We start from the raw sequence: 25,746 nt of genomic DNA, 5'->3' as shown, positions 1-25,746 counted from the left end.
ATGGGCCGTCGCCATGGCCGTTATCATCATGCGTTGACGCAGCTCTTCCTCGCCGGGGGCTTCCCGGAACGCGTGGAGGGCGGCGGCGCCGCGGAGCGTCCGCCGGCCAAAGCCGCGGAGCGGGCGTCCCGGCCGGGGCCGTCCCAGCGGCCCCCGCCCGAGCCGGCGCCGTCTCACGCCGCCCGCGCCCGGCGCGACCCCGTGCGCCGCGGCGGCCGGCCAAGCAAATTTTCTCCTGCATCAGTCGAGGGGCGCATCATGACGCCGCATCCGGGCCAGGTCCTGGCCCAGCATCTCGCCGACCTCGGATTAACCGCCTCGGACCTCGCCCGCGACATCGACGTGCCCGTCAACCGCGTGACGGCCATCCTCAACGGCCAACGCGGCGTGACGGCGGATACGGCGTTGCGGCTCGGCCATTGGTTCGGAGTCGATGCGGAGGACTGGCTCGGCCTGCAACTCGAATATGAACTGGCGCTGGCGCGGCACGAAGCCGGGGCCAGAGTGAAAAGACTGCCTCGCCTTGCCGACCGCGTCTTGTGACGCCGCGCGGGCGCCCGCCGAGGACGCCTTTCTTTCCGCCCTGCGCGCCTTCGACGCCTTCGGCGCGCCGACAGCGGTCGTGGAGGAGGGCGGTCTGACGTATTTCGTCAATGAGTATTGGACCTCGGCGCAGCGCGCCGCCCATTCGCTGCATGAGATCAGCTATCGCGCCTGTTTCAAGCCGCAGCTCCCGGCCTTTTTCATCGAGCGCCTGACGCAGCCCGGCGAGACCGTTTGCGATCCTTTCATGGGACGCGGCACGACGCCCCTTCAGGCTGCGCTGATGGGACGCCGCGCCGTCGGCTCCGACGCCAATCCGCTGGCGCTGATGTTGACGCGGCCCCGGCTGCGGCCGCCGGCGCTCGAGGCCGTCGCGGCGCGACTCGCCGAGGCCCCGCTGTCGACGGGGGGCGTCGCGCCGGACGAACTGCTCGCCTTCTACCATCCCGAGACGCTGCGCCAGCTTTGCGCGTTGCGCGACTGGCTCGCCGCGCGCCTGTCCGAGGCGGCGCCCGATCCTGTCGACGACTGGATCAGAATGGTGGCGCTCAATCGGCTGACGGGCCATTCCGCGGGGTTTTTCTCTGTCTACACGCTGCCGCCCAATCAGGCGGTCAGCGTGAAGGCGCAATTGAAAATCAACGCCCGCCGCGAGCAGACGCCGCCGCTTCGCGACGTCGCCGCGCTCATATTCAAGAAATCCCGCGCGCTCCTCGCGGACGGCGCGCCGCCCCCGGCGCCGCCCGCCCATTTCGCCGTCGCCGACGCCGCCCGCCTTTCGCATGTCGGCGACAACACTGTCGACCTCGTCGTCACCTCGCCGCCCTTTCTCGACATCGTCGACTATCGCGCCGACAATTGGCTGCGGAACTGGTTCGCGGGGATCGAGACGGAAGCCGTCACGATCTCGCAGTTGCGCAGCCTCGACGCCTGGTCGCGCATGACGCGCAGCGTCTTCCAGGAATTAGCCCGCGTGCTGCGGCCGGGGGGAGCTGTGGCCTATGAGGTTGGCGAAGTGCGCAACGGCGGCGTCCTGCTGGAGCGGTTGGTCTGGGAGGCGATGGCGGGGCTGCCCTTCGTGCGCCTCGGCGTCATGGTGAACCGACAGAGCTTCACCAAGACCAGCAATTGCTGGGGCGTCGCCAACAACGCCAAGGGCGTCAACAGCAACCGCATCGTCCTCGCGCGCCGGGTCTGAGACACCGCCTACTGGGTCCTCTCAAGCTTTCCCCCTGCTTGGCCTCAGCGAAGGCCGCAGGCTGTGTGGTCGCAGCGGCTCTGGTGGGAGGAGGCCTCCATCGAGCCTCCCGCATGGGCGAGGCCGACGCCGACGGCAAAGAAGATGGACATGCCCAATAAGGCGCCGATGATTTTGGTGAAAGCGTTCGTCATTTCTCTCTCCATCAACTCGAGTGGTCGTTGGAGAAGAACCTAGAGGGAGTGGGGCCCGCGGTATGTGCGCCGTCGCACGCGAGCCGAGGCGCCGGCTTTGCCTGGCGACGTGTCACCCGGCCCGGAGCAGGCGGATCGCTTCGTCCCTTTCGAAGAGATACAGCAGGACGCGCAACGCCTCGCCGCGCGCGCTCGACAAAGCCGGGTCGCGGCGCAGGACGAGCTCGGCGTCGTCGCGGGCGATGGCGAGGAGCCGGGCGTGGGCGGTCAGATCGGCGAGGCGGAAACCCGGCAGCCCGGCTTGGCGCGTGCCGAGCAGTTCGCCCTCGCCACGCAGCCGCAGGTCCTCTTCCGCGATACGAAATCCGTCTTCCGTCTGGCGTAAAGTGGTCAACCGCGCCTTGGCGGCCTCGCTCAACGGCCCCTTGTAAAGCAGCAGACAGCTCGATTTGCCCGCGCCGCGCCCGACGCGGCCGCGCAGCTGATGCAGCTGCGCAAGGCCGAAGCGCTCGGCGTGCTCGATCACCATGATCGTCGCCTCGGGCACGTCGACGCCCACTTCCACCACCGTGGTGGCGACAAGCACCTTCGTTTTGCCCCTCTGGAACGCCTCCATCGCCGCGTCCTTCTCAGGCCCCTTCATGCGCCCGTGCAGGAGACCGACCGCGTCGCCGAAATAATGGCGCAAATCGGCGGCGCGCGCCTCGGCGGCGGCGAGGTCGAGATCTTCATTCTCTTCGACGAGCGGGCAGACCCAATAGGCGCGCGCGCCCGACGCAACGGCGCGCACGAGGCCCGCGACGACCTCGCCGATACGGGAGGCCGGCAAAGCGCGGGTGGAAATGGGGGTGCGCCCCGGCGGCTTCTCGTCGAGGGCGGAGCAATCCATGTCGCCGAAGGCGGTGAGCGCCAGCGTGCGAGGAATGGGCGTCGCCGTCATCACGAGCACGTCGACCGCGTCCCCCTTGGCGCCGAGCGCCAGCCGCTGCTGCACCCCGAAGCGGTGCTGCTCGTCGACGACGGCGATCCCGAGATCGCGGAACGCGAGGTCGCCCTGGACGAGCGCATGGGTGCCGACGACGACGTCGATCTCGCCGGCTGCGACGGCCGCGTGAGTCGCTGCGCGTTCGCTCGCCTTGAGCCGGCCAGTCAGCAAGGCGACGCGCACGCCGGCCGGTTCGAGGAGCGGAGCGAGACGCTCGTAATGCTGGCGCGCAAGAATTTCAGTCGGCGCCATCAGAGCCGCCTGGCGGCCGCATTCGACGACGCTCGCCATGGCGAGCGCGGCGACGACCGTCTTGCCGGAGCCGACGTCGCCCTGCACCAGCCGCAGCATGCGCATGTCGGAGCCGAGGTCGGCGCGAATGTCGTCGAGCGCGCGCCGCTGCGCGCCGGTGAGGCGGAACGGCAAGGCGGCTTCGATGGTCGAAGCGATATGGCCGTCGCCCTTGTTCTCTCGGCCGGGCAGGCGGCGCATTTTGGCGCGGGTCAGTCTCAGCGCCAATTGGCTCGCCAGCAATTCGTCGAGCGCGAGGCGTTGGCGCGCCGAATGCTGCGGGGAGAGCGCCTTGACGCTGTCGGGCCGGTGCGCGGCGCGCAGCGCTTCTCCAAAACCCGGGAGTTTGTTCGCCGCCAGCACCGTCGGCTCCTGCCATTCCGGGAGCTCGGGCAGGCGCGCCAGCGCTTCTTCCGCCGCGCGTAAAACGAAGCGCGGCTGAAGCCCTTCGGTCAGCCCGTAAACGGGTTCGAAAGGCGCGAGCTTGGCGAGGCCGGCCTCGTCGAGCACGCGGTCGGGATGGACCATCTGCCGGCGGCCGTCATAAAGCTCGATGCGCCCGGAAATCCACCGCGTCGCGCCGAGCGGCAGGCTGCGTTCGATCCAGTCGGCGTTGGCGAGAAAGAAGACGAGCTCCACGTCGCCGGTCTCGTCCTCCACAAGCACGCGATAGGGCTGCTTGGCGTAGCGCCCCTGGGGACGGCGGTGATCGACGACTTGCGCCTTGATCACGACCTGCGTCTCGAGCGGCGCCTCGGCGATGGTGGGGCGCTGGCTGCGGTCGATGACATTGGTCGGCAGGTGAAACAGCAGATCGACGACGCGCGCCTGGCTTCCCGGCCTGGCGAGCAGGCGGTCGAAGAGCGGCGCGGTCTTGGGGCCGACGCCGGGCAGTGCGGCGGTCCGGCCAAATAGCGGGGCGAGAATGTCGGGGCGCATCGGAATCGCAGTTTAGCGCTTTTTCAGATCGATGGGGCGGGTCGCCGGCGCTCGTCATATTGCCGCCTCACGCCGCGGGTTATAACGTGTATACCAACGTTTAACGTTAAAACGGATGTAAGAACCATGAGCGACCCGGATCCGATCGAAGCCTATGGCGCGCTCAAGGTCATTCGCATCGGCAATTCGCTGGGCGTGGTGTTGCCGCGCGAAATCGTCGCCGATCTCGGGGTCGAGAAAGGCGACCGCCTCTATCTGACGCGCTCGCCCGAGGGCTATCGCGTCACCAAGACGGACCCGGAATTCGAGCGCCGGGTAGCCCTCGCGAAGCGCATCATCAGCAAGAGGCACAATGCGCTGCGCGCGCTGTCGAAGTGATCGAGGAAGGGGTGCCGCAAATGGGAAAGCTGGCCTGCCTTTTCCTGGCCATGGCGTTGTCCGCCTGCGCCAGCGCCGCCAACACGGAGCCGGGCGCAGGAACGCTTCAACTGCGCGGCGGGGCGTCGGGGTTCCTGCCAAAGCAGTGAAAGGATGCGCGCGCCGCCCGTGACAGTCGCGCGATAACCAACCACGAGACGGGGGCGCGCCGCCCATCGGAGCCATGAAGAAAAGGGAAGAGACAGGCTGGCGCTTTCTCGACCGGGCGATCGCGCTTGCGGTCCACGAGGCCGTTCTGGCCGAGCATGGCGGCGCAGTCGGCGTGATCAGCGAGGCGGCCCTGACGGCGGCGCTCCGGCGGCCAGTGGACCTCGCCCGCGCTGCGCCCGGCTGCGACGCGGCCCGCCTCGCCGCCGCCTGCGCCGCCGGCTTCATCCGCAGCCATCCCTTTGTTCAGGGCAAGAAGCGCGTCGCCCTGGCGGCGCTCGAGCTGTTTCTGGCGGACAACGGCTATGAGCTCGCGGCGAGTGACGAAGAGTGCTTCATCGCCGTGGCGCAATTCGCCAACCGGGAGATCGACGAGGAGGCTTTCGCCGCCTGGGTGCGCGCCCATGTCCCGCAGCGTTCGGGCGGGCGTTAGCCCGGGAACTTTCTACTGATTGCCGCAGGACATGTCGCCTTCCTGGCAAGTGAGCTGGCGCTCGAGACGCTTGGTTTGCTCTTTCGTCATCTCGGTCCGGCATTGCGCGACCATCATGCCGTGGATCGAGCCGCCCTCGACGCCAAGCGTGTCGAAGTCGCACTGCAGGTCGCGATAAGTGAGCCAGGCGCGCTCGGCCTCGACGAGCTTGCTCTTGCCTTTGGCGCTGATCTTGGCGGCGAGCCGGCGGTACACGTCATTCAGCCGCGCGTCGGCCTTCTCGAAAATCTCACCCTCGCAGATATTCATATCCGTCTGCGTCGCGAGCGCGCTGCAATCCTTCGCCGACGCGCCGGAGGCGCCGAGAAGGAGGCCGAGAACGATCGCCGTTTTGATCCGCCGCATGGCGCCCTTGCCCTGAGGTTGCATTCGCCAAAGAAACCGCGTCGCCGCCGTCAGTCGATCGGCGCGTCATAGCTCTCGGCGTTCTCGACGCCCTTGAATGTGAAGTGCCACCACTCACGGGGGTAATTGTCGAAACCATGCCGGCGCATGAGCGCGACGAGCGCGTCGCGATGCGTGCGGGCGTCGCGCGTCGTCAGGGATTTCGTCCAGGAGCGCGGGTCGAAGAAATCGAAAGGCGTGCCGAAGTTCCAGCCCTTCACGCCCAGATCGACGGCGAGTCCGGTCGAATGGGTGGACTGCGCCGCAATGTAGCCCTGCGGGAAGAGCTGGCTCTTGTCGAGGCGCGGATAATGCTCGGGCTTGGTCGCTTGATCGGCGTTGCGCGACCAGTCGACGAAGGCCGAAACCGCGCGCTTGGGGCGGTAGCAATCGTAAACCACGAGCGAAATGCCCCTGGCCTTCGCCTCCGCTTGCGCCGCGGCGAGCGCTTTCGCCGCGTCGGTCTTCAGCCAGCATTGCGGCGCGTCATAGCCGGGGACCCGATGGCCCGTGAAATTGTCGGAGCCCGCGTAGCGCATGTCCTGCGGAATATCGGGCGCGACGTCGGCGAGGCGCGAGAAACCCGGCGGCGGATCGGCACGCGCCGGGGCGACGGCGAGGAGAAGCAGGGCGGCGGAGAAAAAGAATCTGCTCATTTCAAATGCCCCCACTTGATCGACGAAGGCCATGGTCCGCTCCCTCTCCCGCGCAGCGGGGAGGGGGCTCGCGCCTCAGGACTTCGGCTTGTCGGCCCCGCCATGAGCCGCCGACCAGGCGACCGGATCGGAGATAAAGGCCTCGACTTCGTTCAGAGCGTCCTCGGGAAAGTAGCGATGCGCGCGGGCGACCGCGAGCACATCGCGCCAGGTCGCAAGAGAATGCAGGCTGACGCCAAGCTTTTCGAGGTCTTCCCGCGCCCCGGCGAAGATGTCGTAGAAGAAGAACACGAAGACATGGTCGCAGCGCTGGCCGGCGTCGCGCAGCGCCTGCACGAAATCCTTCTTGGAGCCGCCGTCGGTCGCGAGGTCTTCGACGAGCAGGGCGCGGCCGTTCTCGTGCAGGTCCCCTTCGATGCGCGCGTTGCGGCCGAAGCCCTTGGGCTTCTTGCGCACATATTGCATCGGCAGCATCAGGCTGTCGGAAATCCAGGCGGCGAAGGGAATGCCCGCCGTCTCGCCGCCGGCCACGACGTCGAGCGATTCATAGCCGATGTCCCGCTCGATGGCGCGCGTCGCAAAGTCGACGAGCCGCCGGCGCAGGCGCGGGTAGCTGATGATCTTGCGCATGTCGATATAGACCGGAGACGCCCAGCCCGCCGTGGTGATGAACGGCTTCTCGGTATTGACGAGCACCGCCTGCACCTCGATCAGCGCCTTGGCGGTTTCCTGCGCGGCGAATTGACGGTCGTTGGACATGAAGGCGGCATGGCTCCCTGTTGGCTATGTCGCCCGAGCCATACCCTATTTTTCGTCCGGGCGCGCGGCCGTCTGGCCGAACAGGATCTCCCGCTCGAGCGCGGTGAAATCCGGGCGCCGGCGCTCGTACGGGGCGCCGGCGGCGTAAGCGCGGGCGACGGCGGGCCGCGCCTTGATCGATTCGAACCAGCGCTTGAGGCGCGGAAAGTCGTCGAGATCCTGACCCTGGTCCTCGTGCGGGACGATCCAGGGGTAGCAGGCGATGTCGGCGATGGAGTAGTCGCCGGCGATGTACGGCGATTTGGCCAGCTCGCGATCGAGCACGCCATAGAGGCGATTGGTCTCGTTGCGGTAGCGATCGATGGCGTAGGGAATGCGGGCAGGGGCGTATTTGCCGAAGTGGTGATTCTGGCCGGCCATGGGGCCAAGGCCGCCCACCTGCCAAAACAGCCATTGCAGCGCGCGCAGGCGTCCGCGCAACTCCTGCGGCAGCAGCCGGCCCGTCTTCTCGGCGAGATAGAGGAGGATGGCCCCCGATTCGAACAGCGCCACCTCGGCGCCGCCGTCGGCGGGGGCGTGATCGACGATTGCCGGCATGCGGTTATTTGGAGAGATCGCGAGAAATTCCGGCTTGAACTGATCGCCCTTGCCGATATCGACGGGCCTGATCCGATAGGCGAGGCCCGTCTCCTCGAGGTAAATCGTGATCTTGTGGCCATTGGGCGTGGGCCAGTAATAGAGATCGATCATTGCAGGCTCCTTCGCCGTCCATCTTTTCTTTCCCATTCCGACTCTAGCTTGTCCATGGTTGGAGAAGTTGTAACGCGGCCATGAGACAGTCCTCCACAGAATGGCGTCCGGGACAGGCGCAGGACTTCGGGCGCAAGCCATTGGCGTTGAGGCATCGGCTCGCCGACAGCCCGCTGTTTTCCGACGCCGCGCTCGAGACCCTGATCGAGGCGACGCCGCGCGTCCGGTTTCACGTCAACACCATCGAGCGGGAGGAGACTGATTCGCGCAAATGGCGCGAGGGCGACATGGTCGGACTTTCCGGCCGCGACGTGATGGCCGCCGTCGCGCGCGGAAACATCTGGGTGCATCTCCAGCGCGTACAGGAGACGTCGGGAGCTTATAGAGACGCTCTCGACAGCCTCTTCGCCGACATCGAGCGCCATGTTCCCGGCTTTCACAGCTACAGGCGCTCGATGAGCGTCCTGATTTCCTCTCCGCGGATGAATGTCGCGCTGCATGCCGACGTTCCGGGCCAGAGTCTCTGGCAGGTGAGGGGCCGCAAGAGGGTCTGGGTATACCCGCCGCGCCCGCCCTTCCTGCCGCAGGACAGGATCGAAAACATCGTGCTTCAGCGTAGCAGCGACACTGATCTGCCTTACGATCCCTCATATGAGGCGGCCGCTGAGAGTTTCGAACTCGGGCCGGGGGACTGGACCACCTGGCCCCGCAACGCGCCGCATCGGGTCCAAAACGGCGATTGCCTGAACGTTTCCTTCACGACGGAACACTGGAGCGACGAATTGCGCGCCGGCTACGCGGTCGACTACGCCAACGGTCTGCTGCGGCCCCTCTTCGGCGGCCGGGATCTTTCGCGCGAGACCAAAGGCCCCGCTTACAAGGCGAAATTCGCGCTCGCCGCTGCGCACAAGGGCTGGCGGTGGCTCACGGGCGCCCATGGCGTGCGGTTGAAGATCGACTTCCGTGTCGATCCGGCGGCCAAGCAGGGATTCGTCGACGTCGCGCCTTATGAAATCCTGAAATGATCGCGCTCTGCGTCGAATGCGTCGACACATTCGAGGGGGTCGAGGCGCTTTCAAGAGAATGGTCGGAGCTCGAGAGCGCGACGCCGGAGGCGACAGGCTTTCAGAGCTTCGCCTGGTGCCGAACCTGGCTGCAGTTGGCGGGGGACAGGGTCAGTCCGCGCATTCTCTGTCTCCGGGAGGGGGGACGGCTGGTTCTGATCGCGCCCTTCCAGATTGAACGGCGCCTCGGCGTTTCCATCGCCTGCTGGGTCGGCGAGCCGCTGACCCAATATGGCGACGCGCTCGCGCGTCCCGGCGCGGAGCGGGCAGGCTGGCGCGACCTCGCGCTCGCGGAGATTGCGCGCTGGCGCGACGTCGATCTCGTTGCGCTGACGCGTCTGCGCGCCGACGGCGTGTTCTGCGCGGGCGACTCGGCCGGGGAGCCGCTGGCGGCGCCCTTCGCCGATCTGCGCAGCCGGACACCCCGCCGGCAAAAAAGCGTCGAGCGGCGCGCACGTTGGCTGGAGACGAAGGGAACTGTCGCGCTCGTCGAGGCGCGGACGTCCGAACAGCGCGAGAGTCTCGCGCGCCATGCCCTGGCGCTCAAGCGCGCTTGGCTGCGCCGGAGGGGCGCCTATAGCATTGGACTGTCGCATCCCGTCTCAGAGGATTTTCTGGCGACCCTTGCCCGCGAGGGCTTCGTGCGCGTCAACGCGCTCATGGTCGGCGACGATGTGGCGGCGCTCGACGTCGGCTTTTTCGGGCAAGGCGCGTATCGCTCGATGCTGGGTTGTTTCGATGAGCGTTTCGCCGACGGCGCGCCGGGCCATGCGCTCACAGGGCGGCTTATCGCCCGATTGGCCGGCGAGGGGCTCGCCGCCTATGACATGCTGCCGCCGGCCGACGCCTATAAGCGGGCGTGGGCGTCGGGGGAGACCCGCATCGAGGCGCGCTTCATCGCGACAAGCCTGAAAGGCCGCCTCGCAGCCTTTGCGCTTGCGCGGTTGCGGCCGCTGGCCAAGCGGTTGGTGCATGCGCTCGGCCGTTTCGAAGCCGCGCATTCTCTTTCCAATGCATTCGCGTTAGGCTTTCCTCGGTTGCAAAAGAGGAACGCGCATTGTGATGGTGCGAATTGCGAAGATTGCGGTCGCCGCGGCGATGGGGCTCGTGATGCTCGTCGTCGCTCTGGGCAATGTGCTCGACTACGGCACGAATTTCGACGTGGTGCAGCACATTCTCTCGATGGATGAGGTTCCCGTAACTCCATTCAAATGGCGGGCCATCACGAGCCCGGCGCTGCATCATGTTTTCTATCTCCTCATCATCGCGGTGGAGTTCGCCTCTGCAGCGCTATCGCTTTACGGGGCCTGGATCCTGTGGGGCGCGCGGACGAGGAGCGCGGGCGCCTTCAACGCGGCGAAAAGCCTGGCGATCGCCGGATTGGCGCTCGGCTTTCTGCTCTACTCCTTCGGCTTCATGGGCGTCGGCGGCGAGTGGTTCCAGATGTGGCGCGCCGGCGTCTATAACTTGCAGGAGCCAGCGTTCCGGTTCATCGGCATGCTCGGGCTTTCGCTGATCTTCGTCTCGCTCGTCGATATCGACCTCATCTAGCCGCGCGCTACCTTCCGCCGAGCGGGGGGCAGGAACATGAGCGCAGGGAAGACCGCCTTTGTCCTCGCCGGCGGCGGCAGCCTCGGCTCCATCCAGGTCGGCATGCTGCGGGCGTTGCTGGCGGCGGGCGTCTTTCCCGATTTCGTCGTCGGCTCCTCGGTCGGCGCGCTGAACGCCAGCTATTTCGCCGCCTATCCCCACGCCGAGGGCGTCGAGGCCCTGGCGGCGATCTGGCTCGGGCTGCGCCGCAGGGACGTTTTTCCGTTCAGCGCGATGACGGCTCTGGCGGTGCTGAGGGGGCAGGGCTTTCTCGTCGATCCTGCGCCGCTCAGGCGTCTCGTCGAAAGCACGCTTCCCTTTCAACGGCTGGAGGAGGCGCCTCTCCCGGTGCATCTCGTTGCGACCGATATGCAGGGCGTAGCAGTGCGCCTGTCGGACGGCTCCGTCACCGAAGCGATCATGGCGAGCGCGGCGGTGCCGGGGGTCTTTCCGCCTGTCGAAATCGGCGGCGTGTCGCTGATGGACGGCGCGATCGCCGCCAATACGCCGCTCAGCCTCGCCGCGGCGCTCGGCGCGCGACGGGTGATTATTCTGCCCACGGGCTACGCCTGCGATTTGCAGGGACCGCCGACGGGCGCCGTGGCGCGGGCGCTGCACGCCGTCACTTTGCTCATCGCCTGGCAGCTCATGCGCGATATCGAGCGGCTGCCTCGCGAGATCGAGCTGCGCATGGCGCCGGCGCTCTGCCCCCTCGACGTCTCGCCATATGATTTCTCGCAGGCGGAGAGCCTCATCGCGCGCGCCACGCGCGTGACGGGCAAATGGATCGACGAGGGCGGCTTGACCCGGCCGGCCTCGCCCGGCGAGCTCGCGCCCCATCATCACCTGCATGCGGGACATACGGCGGCGCGCGTCATGTGACGGGGCGAGGGATCGACAGGCCTGCCGAATGCGCGTCTAATATGGCGAAGCTGGAGGCTGTCGTGTCCCCATGGGCCTTGCGGGCGATCTGTGTTTTCGCTCTGGCGGTTGTGGCGCTGTCGTCGGAGGCGGCGGCCGCGCCGCGGCGACATGGGTGGCGCGCCGCGCCGGGCGCCCCGCGTCTCGGACCGTGGATCGAGGCGGGATGGGGCCGCGGCTGGTCGCACGCTCCCGCCCGCCGCGGCTGGGGCATGTCAGCGCCATGGCGTTACGATCCCGCAACGGGGTCTCCCGCGAGCACGGCCGCCTATCCGTGGGGTTATACGACTTCTTTTGTGAGAGTGGGACGTGAATGCGTCGCAGGTGAATTAAACGCCAGCGCCGGCGGCGAGATCATCCGATACGAAAGAGTCAGATCGTCTCATTATTGCCGGCGCTGATTTCCAAATGATGATGAGCGCTGCAGAATTTGCCGCTTTCCCTCGATCCGACGATAATGAACGGAAGTTATTTCGAAGGCGCTGCATATGCACGATCAATACGAGCGCATCGCTCATGCGTATCGGGAGGCGCGGAAAGCGCCCATGTCGCTTTTTCTCGAGGCGCCGTCCGTTCTCAAAGCGATCGGGAACTTGGAAGGAAAGCGCGCGATCGACTTCGCCTGCGGCGAAGGGTTTTACACGCGAATGCTGAAAGGGCGTGGCGCGTCCGTCGTCGTCGGGATCGACCTGTCGCCGCAGATGATCGAGCTCGCCGAAGAAGAGGAGCGCCGCGCGCCTTTGGGCGTCAGCTATTTTCTCGCCGACGTTGCCGAAAAGCCCAGATTTGGAGCGTTCGACTTGGCGACGGCCATCTTTCTGTTCAACTACGCCGAAGATGTCGACGCTCTCGACAACATGGTCTCCGGCGTCTTTGAGAATCTCGCGCCGAACGGGCGGCTCTTGGCCGTCGTACCCAATCCAGCCTTCGTCAACGGCCGCAAAGACACCTTGCCATACGGCTATTTCGTCGAGGAGCTGGAGCGGGGAAGCTGTGGCGCGCGTTTTAAGATGACCTTTTACGGCGCGTCCGAATTCTCGATCGAATGCATGCAGTGGGATCGGCCGACCTATGAAGCGGCGCTCGCGCGCAACGGCTTTTCATCGATCGAGTGGATGCCGTTCGAGGTGACGCCCGAGGGTCTTTGCGCATTCGGGGAGGCGTTTTGGGACGCCGCTCTGACGAATCCGAAGAGCGTCATTCTTTCCGCGATAAAGGCCTCCTAGACCGGGTTTGAAGGGAGGAAGGCGGGCAGGCCCCTCCCGGATTTAGCTTAGTCTAGATGTATGGCCCTTCAGTTCCCAGGTCCTTTCATCGAGGATATCTTTTCTGTCAGCTCGTCGAACTTCTCCATCTGAGCCAAGATCTCATCGTGAAGCTGCTTCAATATCTCAGCCGAATCGATCAGTTCCTGCACAGCTTCTTCCGATGACGTTGTTTTTTCGACTTCTTCAGACAAAACGAGCCTCTAATGCTTGGGGCTTAGTTCATGGAAGGAGTCAATAATCCAAATCGCGTGGACAAATTAAGGCGGGGCTTCAGACGTGAGCTTGGCTTATTGCTAGGGCGTCAGCAGCACCTTGCCGATATTCTTGCGGTCCTGCAGGTAATGGTGGGCGAGGGCCGCGTCGTCGAAGCTGAACGTCTTGTCGACCCTTGGCCTGATCGCGCCTTTTTCCCACAGGCCGCGTAATTCCTCCGCCCAGAGACGCAGGCGATCCGTCTCGCCCCACATGCGCCCGAGATTGACGCCGAAGACGCCCTTATTGGCGTTGATGAGCGTCATCGGCATGAACTGGAACAAAGGCGTCGCCAGAAGCGACCTCACGACATTGAACAGATCGCGCTCCTTGGCGTTGACGAAGGAGGAAACGCCGAACATCCCCAGCCGGCCGGTTGCGCCGAGCATGCGGAAACTCCGCTTGAAGGACGAGCCGGCGATTGGATCGAGAATGAGTTCGACGCCGCGCCCCCTGGTAATATCGCGAACGCATTTTTCAAGGTCGTCGCCTCGCGGGTCGATAAGGTGATCCGCGCCGTAATGCGCCAATTCGGCATGTTTCCATTGCGAGGCGACGCCGATGACGCGCGCGCCGAGATGTTTGGCGATCTGCGTCGCGGCGATTCCGACGCCGCCGCCAGCGGAATGCACCAGCATGGTCTCGCCGGACTTCAGTCCGCCCATGACGACGACCAATTGCCAGGCAGTGAGATAATTCACCGGCAAGGCGGCGCCTTCCTGCGCGGACATGTCGGACGGGCGCGGGAAAACCTGGTTTTCAGGGACGCAAAGGAGGTCAGAATAGCCGCCAAAGCGCGTGGCCGCGAATACGTCGCGGCCGATCCACGTCGGATCGACGCCCGCGCCGACGGCGTCGACGCGGCCGCCCACCTCATAGCCGACGACGGCGGGAAGGCCCGGGAGGTCGGGATAAATGCCGAGACGCGCGAGAACGTCCGCGAAATTCACGCCGCTCGCCTCGACGCGGATGCGCAGCTCGCCGGCTTGCGGCGTCGGATCCGGCGCTTCCTTAACCTGGAGGACTTCCGGCCGCCCGGCCCTGGTGATCCAGACCTGTCGCATCTCGTAGCCTCCTGACGCGCTACTGCCCTTCGGCGAGCTTGCTTGCGAAATAGGCGAGAGTCCTGGCGTAGACCCGCGCCTGGTTCCATTCGAGAAACACCGGAAAATTAGGCTCTCCTTCGGCCCAGCCCGCGCCCGCCCGCCAGCCTTTTCCCTTTAAGAAATTCGCCGTCGACGCCAATGCGTCGGCGGAGGAGCGCACCAGATCGCGGCGGCCGTCGCCGTCGAAATCCACGGCATAGGCCAGATAGGACGACGGCATGAATTGCGTCTGGCCGATCTCGCCGGCCCAGTCGCCGCGCATTTGAGCGGGCGTCATGTCGCCGCGCTCGACGATGCGCAGCGCATCGGTCAATTCCTCGGTAAAGTGCGCGGCCCGCCGGCAGTCATAAGCGAGCGTCGCCAGCGCCTGCATGGTCTTGAAGCGGCCATTGTCCGCGCCAAAGCCCGTCTCGAGCCCCCAGATCGAGACCAGCACCGGACCGGGCACGCCATAGCGCGCCTCGATCTGGCGCAGCAGGCCGGCATGCCGGCGCAGGAGATCGCGCCCCTGGCTCAAGCGCCTCGGCGTAACCAGCCGGGCCGCGAACGTTTCGAAATTGAGGCGGAAGACCTTCTGGCTCCGGTCGCGGGAAATGACCGCGCGGTCATAGGCGACGTCGCTGAGCGCCGCGTCGATCGTGCGCGGCGAGAGGCCGTCCGCCGTGGCTGCGCGCCGGAACGCCGCGAGCCAATCCGAAAAGCCCTCGCCAGTGGAGCCGCAATCCGCCGCCCGCGCCGGCGCGGCCCACGCCATGCCGAGCGCCAGCGCCAGCGAAATCCGATAAGTGTGGAACATCGCCTCCTCGCAAAGGTCGCGTCGCAAGCATTGCATGAACGCGCCCAGCATAGAGCGCTTTTCAGCGAAGTGGATATGCACCCGCGGGCGGGGTGAATCCCCGGTCGCACCGCACTCTCCGCGTGCAGTCTCAACCGTTCCTTAACCCTGAAGAGGTTAACCATGTAACGAGAATGCCCTGGATCGCGCAGTCGACCTGCGTCGGCGAGCGCGGGCAGGGCGACATTTCAGACCGAGTTTTTCGACATGCAGGCCCTGCGCAATCTGAACGCCGCTTACGATATGGCCCTGCGCGTCGGACGCGGCGCGGCGCGAGATTATGTGGCGCGGCGCCGCGACGTCGCGCCGGAGCGGCAGGAGGAATTCCTCGGCTGCTTCATCGTCGGCCTGGAGGACACGCTCGCCGGCATGATTCCAAGCGAAAATGGCGCTTTCGCCGACATCCTCGACGCCGCCATCGAAGCCTTCGTCGCCGAAGCCGACCGCTGGCCTGCGCCGGCCGCCGACCCCGAGCGACTGTTCGACTTCGAAAATCTCGTCGCTTGAGCGAAGGCCGGCCGCGACGACGCGCCACACCTTCGCGACACTGCCGACACACACGCGCCAATGCTAACGTCTAGCCTTCCTGACAATGGGGCGGGCGTTGCAAAAGAGGAGCGCGTGAAAAATGCTTCGTAAATTTGCTTTGATCGGCGCATTGGCCGCCGTCGCGGCCCTGCCGTCGGAGGCTCTTGCGTGGGGCCGCGGCGGCGGCTGGGGCGGCGGATTCGCACATGGAGGCGGCTTCGGCCACGGCGGCTGGGGCGGCGGCGGATGGGGCGGTCACGGCGGTTGGGGAGGCCACGGCGGTTGGGGAGGCCACGGCGGTTGGGGCGGCGGCTGGGGAGGTCACGGCGGTTGGGGCGGTCGTGGCGGCTGGGGCGGTCACGGCGGATGGGCTGGGTGGGGCGGACGCGGCTGGGGCGGCGGCTGGGGCCGGCCGTATTGGGGAGGTCCCCGTTACGGCGGCTACGGCTGGGGATATCGGCGCGCCTTCTACAGGCCCGTCGGCTACTACTGGGGCGGCTACAATGGTTGTTACCGCCTGCGTCCGGTTTGGACCGGGTGGGGCTGGACGCAAAGCTGGGTGAACGTCTGCGCCTATCCCGGATCGGGCTACGGCTACGGCTGGGGCTGGTAGCCTCGAGCCCCGAAAATGACGCGCCCCGGCCGTTGGTCGGGGCGTTGCAAGGCGGCCTCTGTAAGGACCGCGGGTCAGTTCGATCGCTTCAGTTCGGTTTCACGCGGCTGTGGTAGAGGACGCCGGCGCCAAAACCAATTCCAAAGTATAGGAGAACAACGAGTTCCAAGCGAGACTCCCGCCGAGGCTTGCAGCGGGGAAGAATCTCGCAGGGATTCGCTACTCTTCCCTTAACCCCACCAACTCGGCTTGCCTCTGCGACGGCGGGAGATGTTTTCCCGATAGGCATAGCCGGCGCCAAACCCGATGGCCAGAGAAGTCGCCAGCAGGATGATTGTCTCCATTATCGATTCCCCTTCACAGGGCTCCGGTTGTTGGTCGACGCACGAGCCCAATGCCCATGGTCTCGCTGAATGTCTCGTTGGTAGCGCTACGCTCTGGGGCCGAATGTGCGGCCCGGCACACGGACACTTGTCACGCGCGAGAACCACTCGCTTCGAACGGCGGCGGTTATGCTCTCTGGCTAGTCCTATGCCATTTTGGATATAGAGGAAAGAGGTTAGAGCGCTGCGCTTGGCGCCAGCAGAAGGAAAGAGCGTTTCGAGGCGCGGTTCGAGGCGCGGCGCAGTGGGCGCGCGTCAGAACGCGTTTGGCCGGAAAATCTCTAATTGGCCAAATTTCTCAGGGGGATCCGCATCAAAACGACCAAGCCCTCAGATCGCCACTTATGTCTAAGCTCGCCCTTCAGCTGACGGACAATCGTGGTGTGGGATAATCTCGTGCCGAAGCCGCTGGTCTCCGGCGGTTGAACAAGGGACGGACCCCCACGTTCAGACCAGTGAAGAACCAGCCGTTCCGATCTAACGCGCCAAGAAAGCCGAACGCTTCCGTCTTCCGACTTTAGCGCGCCGTATTTTTCCGCGTTCGTTGCAAGCTCGTGAAGCACCAGCGCGACGCCGCTGGTGGCGCGCTCTCCCAACACAATAGCAGGGCCTTTAGCGACAAAGCGGCTTCGCCGGTCGGGCAACGCATGCGGCCGCATGATCGTTTCCACGAGATCCGCAAGGACGCCTTCAATCGTGGCTTCGTCGACGGAGCTGCGCCGCGCCAAGGCATTTGCTTCGGCGAGCGCTCCCAGGCGGCCCGAGAGAATCTTCGACATCTCGGCCGGAGTGGTCGCCGCCTTCTCGCTGACGCGTACGATCGAGGTGGCGACCGTGAAGAGATTCTTCACGCGATGGCTCATCTCCTTGATGAGCGTATCCTGCTGCTCCAAGGTTTCTTTGAGTTCGCGCTCCGAGGCGAGCATTTGCAAAGCGATCCCGACAAATGCCGCAAGCTCGGTCATCACGCGAGCATGACCGCTATCGAGATAGCCTTCCTCGTCGGAAACGATCCAAAGCGTTCCGAGCGGCTCCTTGCCGCCGATATGAAGCGGCACCAGCAACACTTCGGGGATGACGATGTTTTCCCTGGAAATCCAGTCGTAGACGCGCTCGGGATGCGAGGCCAGGACCGGTCTATTCAGGTCAAGAGTAACGCCACAGGGGCTGAAATCTCTTGGCGTCGTGCTATTTTCAAACGGCGCCAGCACCCCGCACAGGTGGCGCCAACGGAAGACCCCCGGCGCCGGCTCTTGTTCGTAAAGGCTAAGGCCAGCCGATACGCCGCCCGTCAATTCAAGGGCCAGGTGCACAAACCGCGGAAGGACCTCTGCTGGGTGATCGGCCATGCGTCCGGCCAAATCCAGCAGCGCCAGCTTTTCCTTGGGCGAACCAATGTCCTTTGGAGGACGCCTGTCTAATTCGTCGGTGATGTATACGTCAGTTTGGACCAAAGGTGACTCCCGTCCGCCATCGTCGCGCGGGGCCAATGCTCCTGCTCTGTTTCTGTCAACTATGGGCGGCTCGGCTTGTGTCCAGCCTCAGATGCGCCTTTTTGAGGACGGCTACCGCCACCAGGCCACTGTGACGCCGGCAGGTTGCTTGACAGTTTGGCTAATGGCCATCTGCAGACGGGTCGCGTTCCACGGCTTCCCGAGCGCGACGACGCCGCCGGACTGGTCCATTTCATCGGCGTCCATCAAGCCTGTGACGAAGACAACGGCCGCGCCGGCAGCCCTCAAGATTTCGTTCACCGCCCGAACGCCGGATCCCGACGACCCGAGCCTGATATCTGAAATAATCAGGTCGGGAGGGGCAATTTTTTCCCATTGCGATCGCCTCAGCCTCGTCCATTGCGAATGCAATGTCGCTAAATCCCATATCGCTGCTCGCGATTTCCAGATCCGTGCCGATGATTGCGTCGTCCTCAATGATCAGAACACGCATCCGACACCCTCGTGGAACCACCGAATTGGGTTAACATAAGCCTAATCGGTGATTGGGCAACGCAAGCTGGCAGTTCTACGTAGGAATTTCCGTCCCCTTGGCGGAACGTTTGTCCTCTCTTCAAAGAGCGCTGGGCTCGGGTTGCAGCCAGACGGCCGGTTCCCTCAGCAGCTTGCTGTGCGTAATTTTCCAAAACGAGCGAGACAAGACGCCACTTAGATTATCAGCCGCCCCCAAGTTTCCGATAGGCACGGGGCTTTTCAATACACGGGAGGCGTCAGGGGTTCGCGATGCCCTCCAGCGACTCGGAAAAAGTCAGACAATTCGAGCAATTCCCAGCGCCGATGGCCGCGTTAATCTGCAAGCGCTAGCATAGTTGACGTATTTTGCGCGTTCCTGTTTTCACCCCGCATCGGGCGTCTTTCAGGCCCTTCGATCAGCCGCACACAGACCTAGCTGGCGCCCTAGGTCCGTATTTCCAACAGCTATACGTTTCATTTTCAGTATGTTACTTGCGCTCTTCGAAACGATTAAGTGAACTCGGCGGCCTCCTTCTGCGGGCAGGAGGCCGCCTTTTTTCGCATGCGACGATCGCTCTTGGAGCATTTGTCGGGCGACTCACTTTTGAAGGACAACGTAATGCCCTTCGGTTAGATGCCCACCTTTCAAGCGCCAAGACATCTCGCGCAAGCTCGCCGAAATGAAGCCGTAGGCCCCTCTATAAGTCCTTAGCGTTTCGGCATGAATCAGGGGTTTCGGCTCGAACCTTCTCTCAAAAACGCCAGTGCATCTGAATCCGATTTTTTCCGCCGTGGCGATGACGGCAGCGACAGGCATGTCCTTCTCCGTGACGCCGAACTCTTGGACCGCTCTTAGGGCCTCCGGAGTTTGGGATTGACCCGTTCCAGGTTCGGCGGTGATGACAACCCCGTTGGGTTTCAATGCTCGATAGACCGACGTTAAAGCGGCATGCTCTTCTTCCGCATGGTGCAGGCTATCGTAAAACACGGCGCAGTCGAATTCTTCGTCGAAATCCAGGCTCTCGTAGTCTGAAACGATTGGCGTGAGCATAGTCGCGCCATACCGCTTTTTATTCAATTCGATGAGTTCAACCATATCTGGGGAGATATCTTGCGCTGTTACTTCGTAGCCCGTCAGCGCGAACAAGCAACTCGTCCATCCGCTTCCCGCGCCCAAATCAAGGAGCGTGGCTGGCGGCGCGGGAAGCAATCTCATGATCGTGCCGATATCAGACAAAAGATAGCCACACATCGGCTCGGAAAACGGCTTGTTGAGAATGTGCTCCCGCTCTTTTGGACCGGCCCTTCTGATGTAATCTATCTCGCCTAGCTTAGCCATTCTGATTCCTTAGGCCCGCCGACGGGAATTGACAGAGAACTCGGAGCGGAGGGCTTGTTCACGCCCTAATGCCAAATAGGGTTCCTGCCAAGCGTCCGGCGCGAGGCCTTTGGAAAATCTGATTCCTTCAGGATCGTGCGGCGCATTTGCTGCATGCTCCCGCAGCATACGCGTGCCGGCTTAGTTTGCGTCTATCAACGGCCGCTGGCGCACGCTTGAGAGCGCCTTTTGGCGCCGTTGTCGTTCGCGCCGGGAGAAGCCTACCAGTTCGACTGGAGCGGACCGTGACGGTGAAGGTCGCGCATGAGCGGGCCTTCGCCTTCTTCAAGGGCTCCTGCGGCTGGCCACGGGTAGGTAGGGAGACGTGGGCGACGCCCGCCCGAAAAAATGCCGGAAAGCGGCGGAATAGAAGAGAGTTAGCGAGCGGATATGGAGGATGCGGGGGGATTTGGGAGGGCCAAAAATGGAGTTGGTGCCCCTGGCCGGAGCTTGTACATGTTGTTTTCAAATAGACTTTTCGGACTATTACCGGGCTGCTACCGGGAAATTAATGCCTTAGAGTAACAGATAGAAAAGATAGATCGAAAGGTAGCTTTCGTGACGACCGGCAGCTCAGCGGGTGAGCACTCCGTTCACACGGGAACCCGCCCACCATTAAGCCGCTGAAAACACAAAGTGTTTTGGTCTATCAATTCGGAACACGCCCTGCGAGCTCCAGCTCGCGCAGTGCTGCGACGACTTTTTTCGTTACCGCTTCTGAATGTCCCTGTTTCTGCTCTTGGAGAGCTTTCTCGAGATAATCTACTGCGTTTGCCGCATGAGGGCTGATCCTCGCCGCGTCGGCTGCTTCGGTATCCGCTAGGGCGAGATCCGTGTGGAAGGAAAGGATCCTGAAAAGCTTTGATATCTCTTGTGCCACGGGCTCATAGGCGCGCAGCGCCGCAAGGGCTCCCTCATAGGCTTCCTCAGACTTCGCATAGGCAGCCCGGCGATTTCCCTCGGCGCTTTCAGCCGCTGCCTCCAGCGAGTTTCTTACAGCGGCGTCATACGCCGCCTGCGAGCCTCGTAGCCTGGTTTCGCCGGCGCTGAGCGCCGCCAAGGCCGTGCGCTGGCTGCTTTCGCTGCCATGCGCGAACGACTCCTCAAACGCACTTCCCGCCTGCGCAAGATATTCGACTGCCTGGGTCAAGCTGATTCGCGCCGCTTCCTTAGCCACGTGGAGGGGAGGTTGTTGCGACGTGTGTAGAGCCACCTTTATTATGTCGCGGAGTGCGTCCTTTTCACCCGGCGACGATTCAGCCCGAGTTAGGAGATCTAGGAGCAACGCAGCAGTCTCGGCACTGAAACTGAGGGTCAGGGCAGAACTCTCTTTCATTTAGTCCACTCCTTTGCTCATAAATGGGGCGTGGAGCTCGATTTGAGCAGGCAGCCTCGCTAACTATTTTTCCCGCGCGCTTGAGCGCATGGCAAATTGCCCTTCCCGAGGGCCTCGGGGACGAGTTTTATCGCTTCCTTTTTGAGCGCCAAGGCGAGCTTATCAAAGCCTTGCAGGTGGTCGGGGAGGAGGTCACAACGCACGCAAAAAAGCCTCGCGCGGAGTGAACCGGCGCGAGCCCTTTGGTCTCGACGAGCGCGAGTGGTTGAAGACTAACGCTTAGTTCCGGTCGTCGGGGATTCGGCGCGGAATCCTAGGGGCCACTGCCGACCCAAAGCCGCCGCCTCAATCTTGAGGGATCGAGGCCACGCCTCCGCGTTTGACTTTCGTCGCCAGCATTCCATACCCCTAATTCATGGCCGAAGCGATCGGCTTCACCAACTGAGGCGCTCAATGCCGACGCCTACTCCATCGCCCTCGATGCTCGTGGGAATTGGCGCCTCCGCAGGCGGCCTTGAAGCGCTCAAAGCCCTTTTGCCAGCGCTGCCAAGCGACAGCGGCTTAGCTTTTGTCGTCATCGTTCATCTTCCTACCAGCCAGCCAAGCGTCATGGCCGAGGTGCTGGAGCCCTTTTCCTCGATGCCAATCACCCAGGTCACCGAAGATCAGGAGATTGAGCCCAACCATATTTATGTCATTCCCCCGGGGTGCAACCTCTCGACCATCGACAGTCACCTTCGCCTGTCGAAAATCGAGGAAATCGGCGAAGGGCGCGCCCCGATCGATCACTTCTTTGAGACCCTCGCTAACACGCACGGCCCTCGCAGCATCGGCGTCATTCTCTCCGGGACTGGCGCCGACGGCAGCTTTGGCGTCAAAAAGATCAAGGAGCAGGGCGGCCTCACGATCGCGCAGGAACCGAGGGAAGCCCAATTCGACTCCATGCCCCACAACGCCATAGCGACCGGCCAGGTCGACCTTGTCCTGCCGATACAGGACATGCCCTGGCACATGCTGAGGTTCGCGACCACGCAACCCCGCGTCGAGATCGCCGAGGCTCCAGAACAATTTCCCGCGGCCGATCGGGAGGCGCTGGAGACGATATTGTCGCGGGTCCGGGCCGGGACCGACATGGATTTCTCGAAATACAAGCCCGCGACGGTGATGCGCCGGATCCGGCGGCGCATGCAGCTGCATCAGAAGGAGTTGCTTGCAGACTATCTGGAATTCCTCCGCAGCAATCCGAAAGAGGTGAACCTGCTCGCCGATGAGTTTCTGATCACCGTCACGCAATTTTTCCGCGACGCCGACGTCTTCGACTATTTGGAGAAGGAAATTGTCCCCGAACTGTTCAACGGCAAGAGCGCGTCCGACAGCATCCGTGTCTGGTCGGTCGGCTGTGCGACCGGCGAGGAGGCCTATAGCGTCGCCATGCTATTGCTGGAGCAGGCAGGGCGGGTGGGCGAGACGCCGCACATCGAGATCTTCGCCAGCGATCTCCATGAGCCGTCGCTGCGCCGGGCGCGGGACGGCCGCTTCCCAGATACGATTGAAGCCGATGTGTCGGCGGAGCGGCTTGGCCGATTTTTTACGAAGGAGGACAGTTGTTATCGCATCCGCCAGGAACTCCGCGAAGTCGTGGTGTTCGCCAGCCATAATCTACTGCGCGACCCCCCCTTCTCACGCCTTGACCTTATCATCTGCCGCAATCTGCTGATCTACCTCCAGCGCGAGCTCCAAAATGACGTGGTGGACCTTTTCCACTATGCGCTGAAACCCGGCGGGCTGTTGTTGCTAGGCCCATCCGAGTCGATCGACCGGGCGGCGGTGTTTCAGGTGGAAAGCAAGCAGCTCTGCTTGTATCGTCGGCGCAACGTGCCCGCCCCGGAACCGCGGTTGCCGGTATTTCCCCAGACATTCCGCCGCGCCGCTCCGTTCGAGACGACGGGCTTGCGTCTCCGGCCCGCAGGGAGCTACGGCGCTCTCCACCAGAAGATGGTCGAGCGCTACGCCCTGCCGAGCCTGCTGGTGGATCAGGACTCTCGTATCGTCCATGCTTCGGAGCACGCTGGACGATACTTACAGGTTCCCGGCGGAGAACTCTCGTCCAGCATCTTTCGTCTTATCCGCGAAGAGCTGCGCGTCGAGCTACGGGCGGCAATGCAGGCGGCGGTCGAGAATGGCAAGAGCAGCCACTCCCGTCCGATCCTAATTACTCTCGGTGGCGAACCGAAGCAGGTCGTTCTTCAGGTCAGGCCGTCGAATGACCCCGAGCTAGCGCATCTTCATCTGGTGATTTTCGACGAGTACGAAGTCTCCGAGACCGCCCCATCCCCGCACGTCGGGCCCGAAGCAGCCGAGGCGCGCGTCGAGCTGGAAGCGACCCGGGAGCGGCTGCGTGCGGTCGTCGAGCAAGATGAAACCTCACAGGAGGAAATGCGGGCGGCCAATGAGGAGCTGCAATCTGTCAACGAGGAGCTGCGCTCGACCCTCGAGGAATTGGAGACCAGTAAGGAAGAATTGCAGTCCGCCAATGAGGAACTGCAAACGGTCAATCAAGAGAACCGTCACAAGGTCGGGGAGCTGGCCCAGCTCACCAGTGATCTTCAAAATCTCATGGCCGCGACGGAGATCGCGACGCTATTCCTAGACCGTGAGCTGCGTATTCTTCGGGTGACGCCACGCACACGCGAACTGTTCAACATTCGCGCCAGCGACATCGGTCGTCCCTTTACCGAATTGAGGCATCGGGTGGGAGATCGTCAGCTCGAACAAGACGCATTAAGCGTTCTCGAACGGCTGACCCCCATCGAACGCGAGATACAAGGCGAAACGGGCGACTGGTATCTCGCCCGGATAAATCCCTACCGCTCGTCCTCCGATCAGATTCAGGGCGTGGTGATTACGCTCGTTGAAATCACCAGGCTCATACGAGCGCAACTCGCGGCGCGCAACAGCGAGGAAATTTTCCGCGCGCTTGTCACCACCTCGGCCCAGATGGTCTGGACCACCGCCGCCGATGGCAATGTCATGGAGGATTCCCCGAGCTGGCGCGCCTTCACTGGGCAATCCTTTGAGCAGTTTTGCGGCTCCGGCTGGGCCGAGGCGATCCACCCTGACGACCGGGAAGCAACATTGAAGAAATGGCGCGCAAGCGTATCGAGCGAGACGGCATTCGATGTGGAATTCCGCCTCCGACATGCGGATGACGGCTGGCGCAAAACTCATGCGCGGGCCGTGCCCCTGCGCGACGACGCGGGCAAGCTGCGCGGCTGGGTGGGCATGAATACCGACGTAACCGAGCAAAAAGCGACAGAACTCGCTCAGCACGAAGCGGAGGCGGCATGGGAAGCCAACCGGCGTAAGGATGAATTCTTGGCGATGCTCGGCCACGAGCTCAGGAACCCGCTGGCGCCGCTACGCAATGCGATGGCGATCTTCGAGAAGCGACTCCCTCCTGATCCTGAGTTGCGGCGGATCCGCGACATCGCCGAGCGGCAGGTGTTATATCTCGTCCGCCTCGTCGATGAATTACTGGACATCGCCCGGATTAGCTCGGGCCGCATGGAGTTGCAAATCAAACGTGTGGATCTTCGCGACATCGTCAACGCGGCGGTGACCAATGTGGATCTTGCAATCAAGCAGCAAAGTCATGAGCTTACCGTCGCGCCCAGCGTTCAACCCCTCGAGGTGGAGGGCGATGCGGTTCGTCTGGTTCAAATTGTCTCGAACCTTCTTGACAACGCCGCCAAATACACACCCGAGCATGGTCGCATTCGAGTCTCCCTGCGTCAGGAAGGCCGTCAGGCCGTTCTAACGATCGCCGACAATGGGGTCGGGCTCACGCCAGAGGCGTTGACCAGCATCTTCGGCCTCTTTGCGCGAGTGACGCCGGCCGGCGGAAGTCCGATCAGCGGCCTGGGGCTTGGTCTGACGCTGGTGCGGCGGCTGGCTGAACTCCATGGCGGGACTGTCGAGGCGCATAGCGAAGGGGCGGGAAAAGGCGCCGAATTCGTCGTTCGGCTGCCGCTCGCAGCATCGGAGCAAACGCCCGACACCGACTGGGACGGCCGGGCCCCCGAAAGTGGCCCTGTTTCGCCGCGGCGCATACTTTTGGTCGATGATAACCGCGACGTGCTGTTTAGCCTAAAGTTGTTGCTGGAGATGGAGGGTCACACCGTTTTCAAGGCCCTCGACGGGATAAGCGCCCTGGAGTTCGCCGCCAAGGAAGCGCCGGAAATTGTCGTGCTGGATATCGGTCTGCCGGATATGGACGGCTACGAGTTGGCGCGACGATTGCGCCGCTTGGAGGCGACCTCAAAAGCACTCCTCGTCGCTGCGACGGGGTTTGGCCAACAGCAGGACCGCGATCGTTCTGCTGCGGCGGGCATCGATTATCATCTGGTCAAGCCCTTAGATATGAATTCATTGCGGGTCGTTCTCGGCAAAGCGAGCCGCGTTACCGAGGGTCAAGATAGATCCTGAGACGCCAATTGGCGTCGAAATGGAACTTTCCTTGCTGCCAACTCTGTTCACCTCGCTGTCGCCCATCGGGGGATCCTCAAAGGGCGCGCAGCAGATGGTTCACTTAAAAGAATCCTACCCGGAAGAGCGGGTGGCTTTGAGCGGGAAAGGCCGTTCCTGCGACGATGACTGCTACCGCCAAAGAGACGCTCGCGCGCGGCTATACGCACTTTAAGCACCCGGGCTTCCGATAATTTAAGATTA

General features: G+C 63.5%; 27 protein-coding genes. 14 read left to right on the top strand and 13 right to left on the bottom strand.

The genetic code is table 11. The annotated features are described in order from the left end of the window. The gene (locus ACETII_RS18915) at positions 1-543 is read left to right on the top strand and encodes a HigA family addiction module antitoxin (RefSeq protein ID WP_472786563.1); all 543 of its coding nucleotides are present in this window, start codon (positions 1-3) and stop codon (positions 541-543) included. Then, positions 524-1,741 carry a DNA methyltransferase gene (locus tag ACETII_RS18910; RefSeq protein WP_472786562.1) on the top strand — a complete coding sequence of 406 codons (1,218 nt, stop codon included), beginning with the start codon at positions 524-526 and terminating at the stop codon, positions 1,739-1,741. The genes ACETII_RS18915 and ACETII_RS18910 overlap by 20 nt, the downstream gene beginning before the upstream one ends. 44 nt (positions 1,742-1,785) lie before the next feature. On the opposite strand, the gene ACETII_RS18905 is transcribed toward ACETII_RS18910, so the two are convergent. Together ACETII_RS18905 and recG are read right to left on the bottom strand one after the other, a co-directional pair. Then, entirely contained in the window at positions 1,786-1,935 is a 150-nt protein-coding gene (locus ACETII_RS18905; protein WP_472786561.1) for a hypothetical protein, read from the bottom strand. Between the two features lie 112 nt (positions 1,936-2,047). Further along, a complete protein-coding gene (gene recG, locus ACETII_RS18900; RefSeq protein WP_472786560.1) occupies positions 2,048-4,150 on the bottom strand; it encodes an ATP-dependent DNA helicase RecG in 2,103 nt (700 codons plus the stop codon). A 126-nt stretch (positions 4,151-4,276) separates the two neighbouring features. Here recG and ACETII_RS18895 point away from each other — a divergent pair, with 126 nt between their 5' ends. The 3 genes from ACETII_RS18895 (at position 4,277) to ACETII_RS18885 (ending at position 5,168) form a co-directional block, all read left to right on the top strand. Next, positions 4,277-4,528, top strand: coding sequence for an AbrB/MazE/SpoVT family DNA-binding domain-containing protein (locus ACETII_RS18895; protein ID WP_472786559.1), 252 nt, complete (start codon positions 4,277-4,279; stop codon positions 4,526-4,528). 20 nt (positions 4,529-4,548) lie between these two features. Beyond that, complete coding sequence (locus ACETII_RS18890; protein WP_472786558.1) at positions 4,549-4,677, top strand: hypothetical protein; 129 nt, start codon at positions 4,549-4,551, stop codon at positions 4,675-4,677. A 74-nt stretch (positions 4,678-4,751) separates the two neighbouring features. Then, positions 4,752-5,168, top strand: coding sequence for a type II toxin-antitoxin system death-on-curing family toxin (locus ACETII_RS18885; RefSeq protein WP_472786557.1), 417 nt, complete (start codon positions 4,752-4,754; stop codon positions 5,166-5,168). A 12-nt stretch (positions 5,169-5,180) separates the two neighbouring features. Here ACETII_RS18885 and ACETII_RS18880 read toward each other — a convergent pair whose 3' ends face one another. The 4 genes from ACETII_RS18880 to ACETII_RS18865 all read right to left on the bottom strand — a co-directional run bounded on the left by ACETII_RS18880 (position 5,181) and on the right by ACETII_RS18865 (position 7,777). Further along, positions 5,181-5,573, bottom strand: coding sequence for a lysozyme inhibitor LprI family protein (locus ACETII_RS18880; RefSeq protein ID WP_363348524.1), 393 nt, complete (start codon positions 5,571-5,573; stop codon positions 5,181-5,183). Positions 5,574-5,623: 50 nt separating this feature from the next. After that, positions 5,624-6,268, bottom strand: a complete 645-nt coding sequence (locus ACETII_RS18875) for a M15 family metallopeptidase (RefSeq protein ID WP_472786556.1) — start codon at positions 6,266-6,268, stop codon at positions 5,624-5,626. A gap of 75 nt (positions 6,269-6,343) precedes the next feature. Continuing rightward, entirely contained in the window at positions 6,344-7,027 is a 684-nt protein-coding gene (locus ACETII_RS18870; RefSeq protein ID WP_472786555.1) for an orotate phosphoribosyltransferase, read from the bottom strand. A gap of 45 nt (positions 7,028-7,072) precedes the next feature. Beyond that, positions 7,073-7,777 carry a glutathione S-transferase N-terminal domain-containing protein gene (locus ACETII_RS18865; RefSeq protein ID WP_472786554.1) on the bottom strand — a complete coding sequence of 235 codons (705 nt, stop codon included), beginning with the start codon at positions 7,775-7,777 and terminating at the stop codon, positions 7,073-7,075. 80 nt (positions 7,778-7,857) lie between these two features. Here ACETII_RS18865 and ACETII_RS18860 point away from each other — a divergent pair, with 80 nt between their 5' ends. The 6 genes from ACETII_RS18860 (at position 7,858) to ACETII_RS18835 (ending at position 12,578) form a co-directional block, all read left to right on the top strand. Continuing rightward, positions 7,858-8,802 carry a hypothetical protein gene (locus tag ACETII_RS18860; protein ID WP_472786553.1) on the top strand — a complete coding sequence of 315 codons (945 nt, stop codon included), beginning with the start codon at positions 7,858-7,860 and terminating at the stop codon, positions 8,800-8,802. Next, positions 8,799-10,031 (top strand): GNAT family N-acetyltransferase, encoded by a 1,233-nt coding sequence (locus tag ACETII_RS18855; RefSeq protein ID WP_472786552.1) that lies wholly within the window; start codon positions 8,799-8,801, stop codon positions 10,029-10,031. Before ACETII_RS18860 ends, ACETII_RS18855 begins: the two co-directional genes overlap by 4 nt. Further along, positions 9,952-10,392 carry a DUF2165 family protein gene (locus tag ACETII_RS18850; RefSeq protein ID WP_363348511.1) on the top strand — a complete coding sequence of 147 codons (441 nt, stop codon included), beginning with the start codon at positions 9,952-9,954 and terminating at the stop codon, positions 10,390-10,392. Before ACETII_RS18855 ends, ACETII_RS18850 begins: the two co-directional genes overlap by 80 nt. A gap of 36 nt (positions 10,393-10,428) precedes the next feature. After that, positions 10,429-11,313 (top strand): patatin-like phospholipase family protein, encoded by an 885-nt coding sequence (locus ACETII_RS18845; protein WP_363348509.1) that lies wholly within the window; start codon positions 10,429-10,431, stop codon positions 11,311-11,313. 41 nt (positions 11,314-11,354) lie between these two features. Next, entirely contained in the window at positions 11,355-11,753 is a 399-nt protein-coding gene (locus ACETII_RS18840) for a hypothetical protein (RefSeq protein ID WP_472786551.1), read from the top strand. A gap of 87 nt (positions 11,754-11,840) precedes the next feature. Next, positions 11,841-12,578, top strand: coding sequence for a class I SAM-dependent methyltransferase (locus tag ACETII_RS18835; protein ID WP_472786550.1), 738 nt, complete (start codon positions 11,841-11,843; stop codon positions 12,576-12,578). Positions 12,579-12,646: 68 nt separating this feature from the next. Here ACETII_RS18835 and ACETII_RS18830 read toward each other — a convergent pair whose 3' ends face one another. The 3 genes from ACETII_RS18830 to ACETII_RS18820 all read right to left on the bottom strand — a co-directional run bounded on the left by ACETII_RS18830 (position 12,647) and on the right by ACETII_RS18820 (position 14,774). Then, the gene (locus ACETII_RS18830) at positions 12,647-12,811 is read right to left on the bottom strand and encodes a hypothetical protein (protein WP_472786549.1); all 165 of its coding nucleotides are present in this window, start codon (positions 12,809-12,811) and stop codon (positions 12,647-12,649) included. A 102-nt stretch (positions 12,812-12,913) separates the two neighbouring features. Next, positions 12,914-13,936: a synaptic vesicle VAT-1 family membrane protein gene (locus tag ACETII_RS18825; protein ID WP_472786548.1), complete on the bottom strand. Its 1,023-nt coding sequence runs from the start codon at positions 13,934-13,936 to the stop codon at positions 12,914-12,916. Positions 13,937-13,955: 19 nt separating this feature from the next. Next, positions 13,956-14,774: a lytic murein transglycosylase gene (locus ACETII_RS18820; RefSeq protein ID WP_472788190.1), complete on the bottom strand. Its 819-nt coding sequence runs from the start codon at positions 14,772-14,774 to the stop codon at positions 13,956-13,958. 246 nt (positions 14,775-15,020) lie between these two features. On the opposite strand from ACETII_RS18820, the gene ACETII_RS18815 reads away from it, so the two are divergent. Together ACETII_RS18815 and ACETII_RS18810 are read left to right on the top strand one after the other, a co-directional pair. Further along, positions 15,021-15,320: a hypothetical protein gene (locus ACETII_RS18815; protein ID WP_363348500.1), complete on the top strand. Its 300-nt coding sequence runs from the start codon at positions 15,021-15,023 to the stop codon at positions 15,318-15,320. A gap of 121 nt (positions 15,321-15,441) precedes the next feature. After that, on the top strand, positions 15,442-15,954 hold the full coding sequence (locus ACETII_RS18810) for a hypothetical protein (protein ID WP_472786547.1): 513 nt from the start codon (positions 15,442-15,444) through the stop codon (positions 15,952-15,954). A 664-nt stretch (positions 15,955-16,618) separates the two neighbouring features. On the opposite strand, the gene ACETII_RS18805 is transcribed toward ACETII_RS18810, so the two are convergent. The 4 genes from ACETII_RS18805 to ACETII_RS18790 form a co-directional block, all read right to left on the bottom strand. Next, positions 16,619-17,791 (bottom strand): sensor histidine kinase, encoded by a 1,173-nt coding sequence (locus ACETII_RS18805; protein WP_472786546.1) that lies wholly within the window; start codon positions 17,789-17,791, stop codon positions 16,619-16,621. 111 nt (positions 17,792-17,902) lie between these two features. Then, positions 17,903-18,091, bottom strand: a complete 189-nt coding sequence (locus ACETII_RS18800) for a hypothetical protein (RefSeq protein WP_472786545.1) — start codon at positions 18,089-18,091, stop codon at positions 17,903-17,905. 811 nt (positions 18,092-18,902) lie between these two features. Further along, positions 18,903-19,643 carry a class I SAM-dependent methyltransferase gene (locus tag ACETII_RS18795; protein ID WP_472786544.1) on the bottom strand — a complete coding sequence of 247 codons (741 nt, stop codon included), beginning with the start codon at positions 19,641-19,643 and terminating at the stop codon, positions 18,903-18,905. 688 nt (positions 19,644-20,331) lie between these two features. Then, positions 20,332-21,018 carry a hypothetical protein gene (locus ACETII_RS18790; RefSeq protein ID WP_472786543.1) on the bottom strand — a complete coding sequence of 229 codons (687 nt, stop codon included), beginning with the start codon at positions 21,016-21,018 and terminating at the stop codon, positions 20,332-20,334. 453 nt (positions 21,019-21,471) lie between these two features. Between ACETII_RS18790 and ACETII_RS18785 the strand changes: the two genes are divergently transcribed. Beyond that, positions 21,472-25,503: a chemotaxis protein CheB gene (locus ACETII_RS18785; protein WP_472786542.1), complete on the top strand. Its 4,032-nt coding sequence runs from the start codon at positions 21,472-21,474 to the stop codon at positions 25,501-25,503. Positions 25,504-25,746 lie beyond the last annotated feature (243 nt).

It is taken from the genome of Methylocystis sp. NC52PC (assembly GCF_055698645.1).
The sequence above is the reverse complement of the archived record's forward strand: the minus strand, read 5'-3'. Positions and strand labels throughout refer to the sequence as shown.

Bases quoted from the DNA above. Each gene is read 5' to 3' on its own strand.
- ACETII_RS18825 (WP_472786548.1), bottom strand. From the start codon at position 13,936: ATGCGACAGGTCTGGATCACCAGGGCCGGGCGGCCGGAAGTCCTCCAG.
- ACETII_RS18795 (WP_472786544.1), bottom strand. From the start codon at position 19,643: ATGGCTAAGCTAGGCGAGATAGATTACATCAGAAGGGCCGGTCCAAAA.
- ACETII_RS18790 (WP_472786543.1), bottom strand. From the start codon at position 21,018: ATGAAAGAGAGTTCTGCCCTGACCCTCAGTTTCAGTGCCGAGACTGCT.
- ACETII_RS18880 (WP_363348524.1), bottom strand. From the start codon at position 5,573: ATGCGGCGGATCAAAACGGCGATCGTTCTCGGCCTCCTTCTCGGCGCC.
- ACETII_RS18895 (WP_472786559.1), top strand. From the start codon at position 4,277: ATGAGCGACCCGGATCCGATCGAAGCCTATGGCGCGCTCAAGGTCATT.
- ACETII_RS18875 (WP_472786556.1), bottom strand. From the start codon at position 6,268: ATGAGCAGATTCTTTTTCTCCGCCGCCCTGCTTCTCCTCGCCGTCGCC.
- ACETII_RS18815 (WP_363348500.1), top strand. From the start codon at position 15,021: ATGCAGGCCCTGCGCAATCTGAACGCCGCTTACGATATGGCCCTGCGC.
- ACETII_RS18890 (WP_472786558.1), top strand. From the start codon at position 4,549: ATGGGAAAGCTGGCCTGCCTTTTCCTGGCCATGGCGTTGTCCGCCTGC.
- ACETII_RS18870 (WP_472786555.1), bottom strand. From the start codon at position 7,027: ATGTCCAACGACCGTCAATTCGCCGCGCAGGAAACCGCCAAGGCGCTG.
- ACETII_RS18845 (WP_363348509.1), top strand. From the start codon at position 10,429: ATGAGCGCAGGGAAGACCGCCTTTGTCCTCGCCGGCGGCGGCAGCCTC.
- ACETII_RS18905 (WP_472786561.1), bottom strand. From the start codon at position 1,935: ATGACGAACGCTTTCACCAAAATCATCGGCGCCTTATTGGGCATGTCC.
- ACETII_RS18915 (WP_472786563.1), top strand. From the start codon at position 1: ATGGGCCGTCGCCATGGCCGTTATCATCATGCGTTGACGCAGCTCTTC.
- ACETII_RS18850 (WP_363348511.1), top strand. From the start codon at position 9,952: ATGCTCGTCGTCGCTCTGGGCAATGTGCTCGACTACGGCACGAATTTC.
- recG (WP_472786560.1), bottom strand. From the start codon at position 4,150: ATGCGCCCCGACATTCTCGCCCCGCTATTTGGCCGGACCGCCGCACTG.
- ACETII_RS18865 (WP_472786554.1), bottom strand. From the start codon at position 7,777: ATGATCGATCTCTATTACTGGCCCACGCCCAATGGCCACAAGATCACG.
- ACETII_RS18860 (WP_472786553.1), top strand. From the start codon at position 7,858: ATGAGACAGTCCTCCACAGAATGGCGTCCGGGACAGGCGCAGGACTTC.
- ACETII_RS18885 (WP_472786557.1), top strand. From the start codon at position 4,752: ATGAAGAAAAGGGAAGAGACAGGCTGGCGCTTTCTCGACCGGGCGATC.
- ACETII_RS18840 (WP_472786551.1), top strand. From the start codon at position 11,355: ATGGCGAAGCTGGAGGCTGTCGTGTCCCCATGGGCCTTGCGGGCGATC.
- ACETII_RS18820 (WP_472788190.1), bottom strand. From the start codon at position 14,774: ATGTTCCACACTTATCGGATTTCGCTGGCGCTGGCGCTCGGCATGGCG.
- ACETII_RS18785 (WP_472786542.1), top strand. From the start codon at position 21,472: ATGCCGACGCCTACTCCATCGCCCTCGATGCTCGTGGGAATTGGCGCC.
- ACETII_RS18810 (WP_472786547.1), top strand. From the start codon at position 15,442: ATGCTTCGTAAATTTGCTTTGATCGGCGCATTGGCCGCCGTCGCGGCC.
- ACETII_RS18855 (WP_472786552.1), top strand. From the start codon at position 8,799: ATGATCGCGCTCTGCGTCGAATGCGTCGACACATTCGAGGGGGTCGAG.
- ACETII_RS18835 (WP_472786550.1), top strand. From the start codon at position 11,841: ATGCACGATCAATACGAGCGCATCGCTCATGCGTATCGGGAGGCGCGG.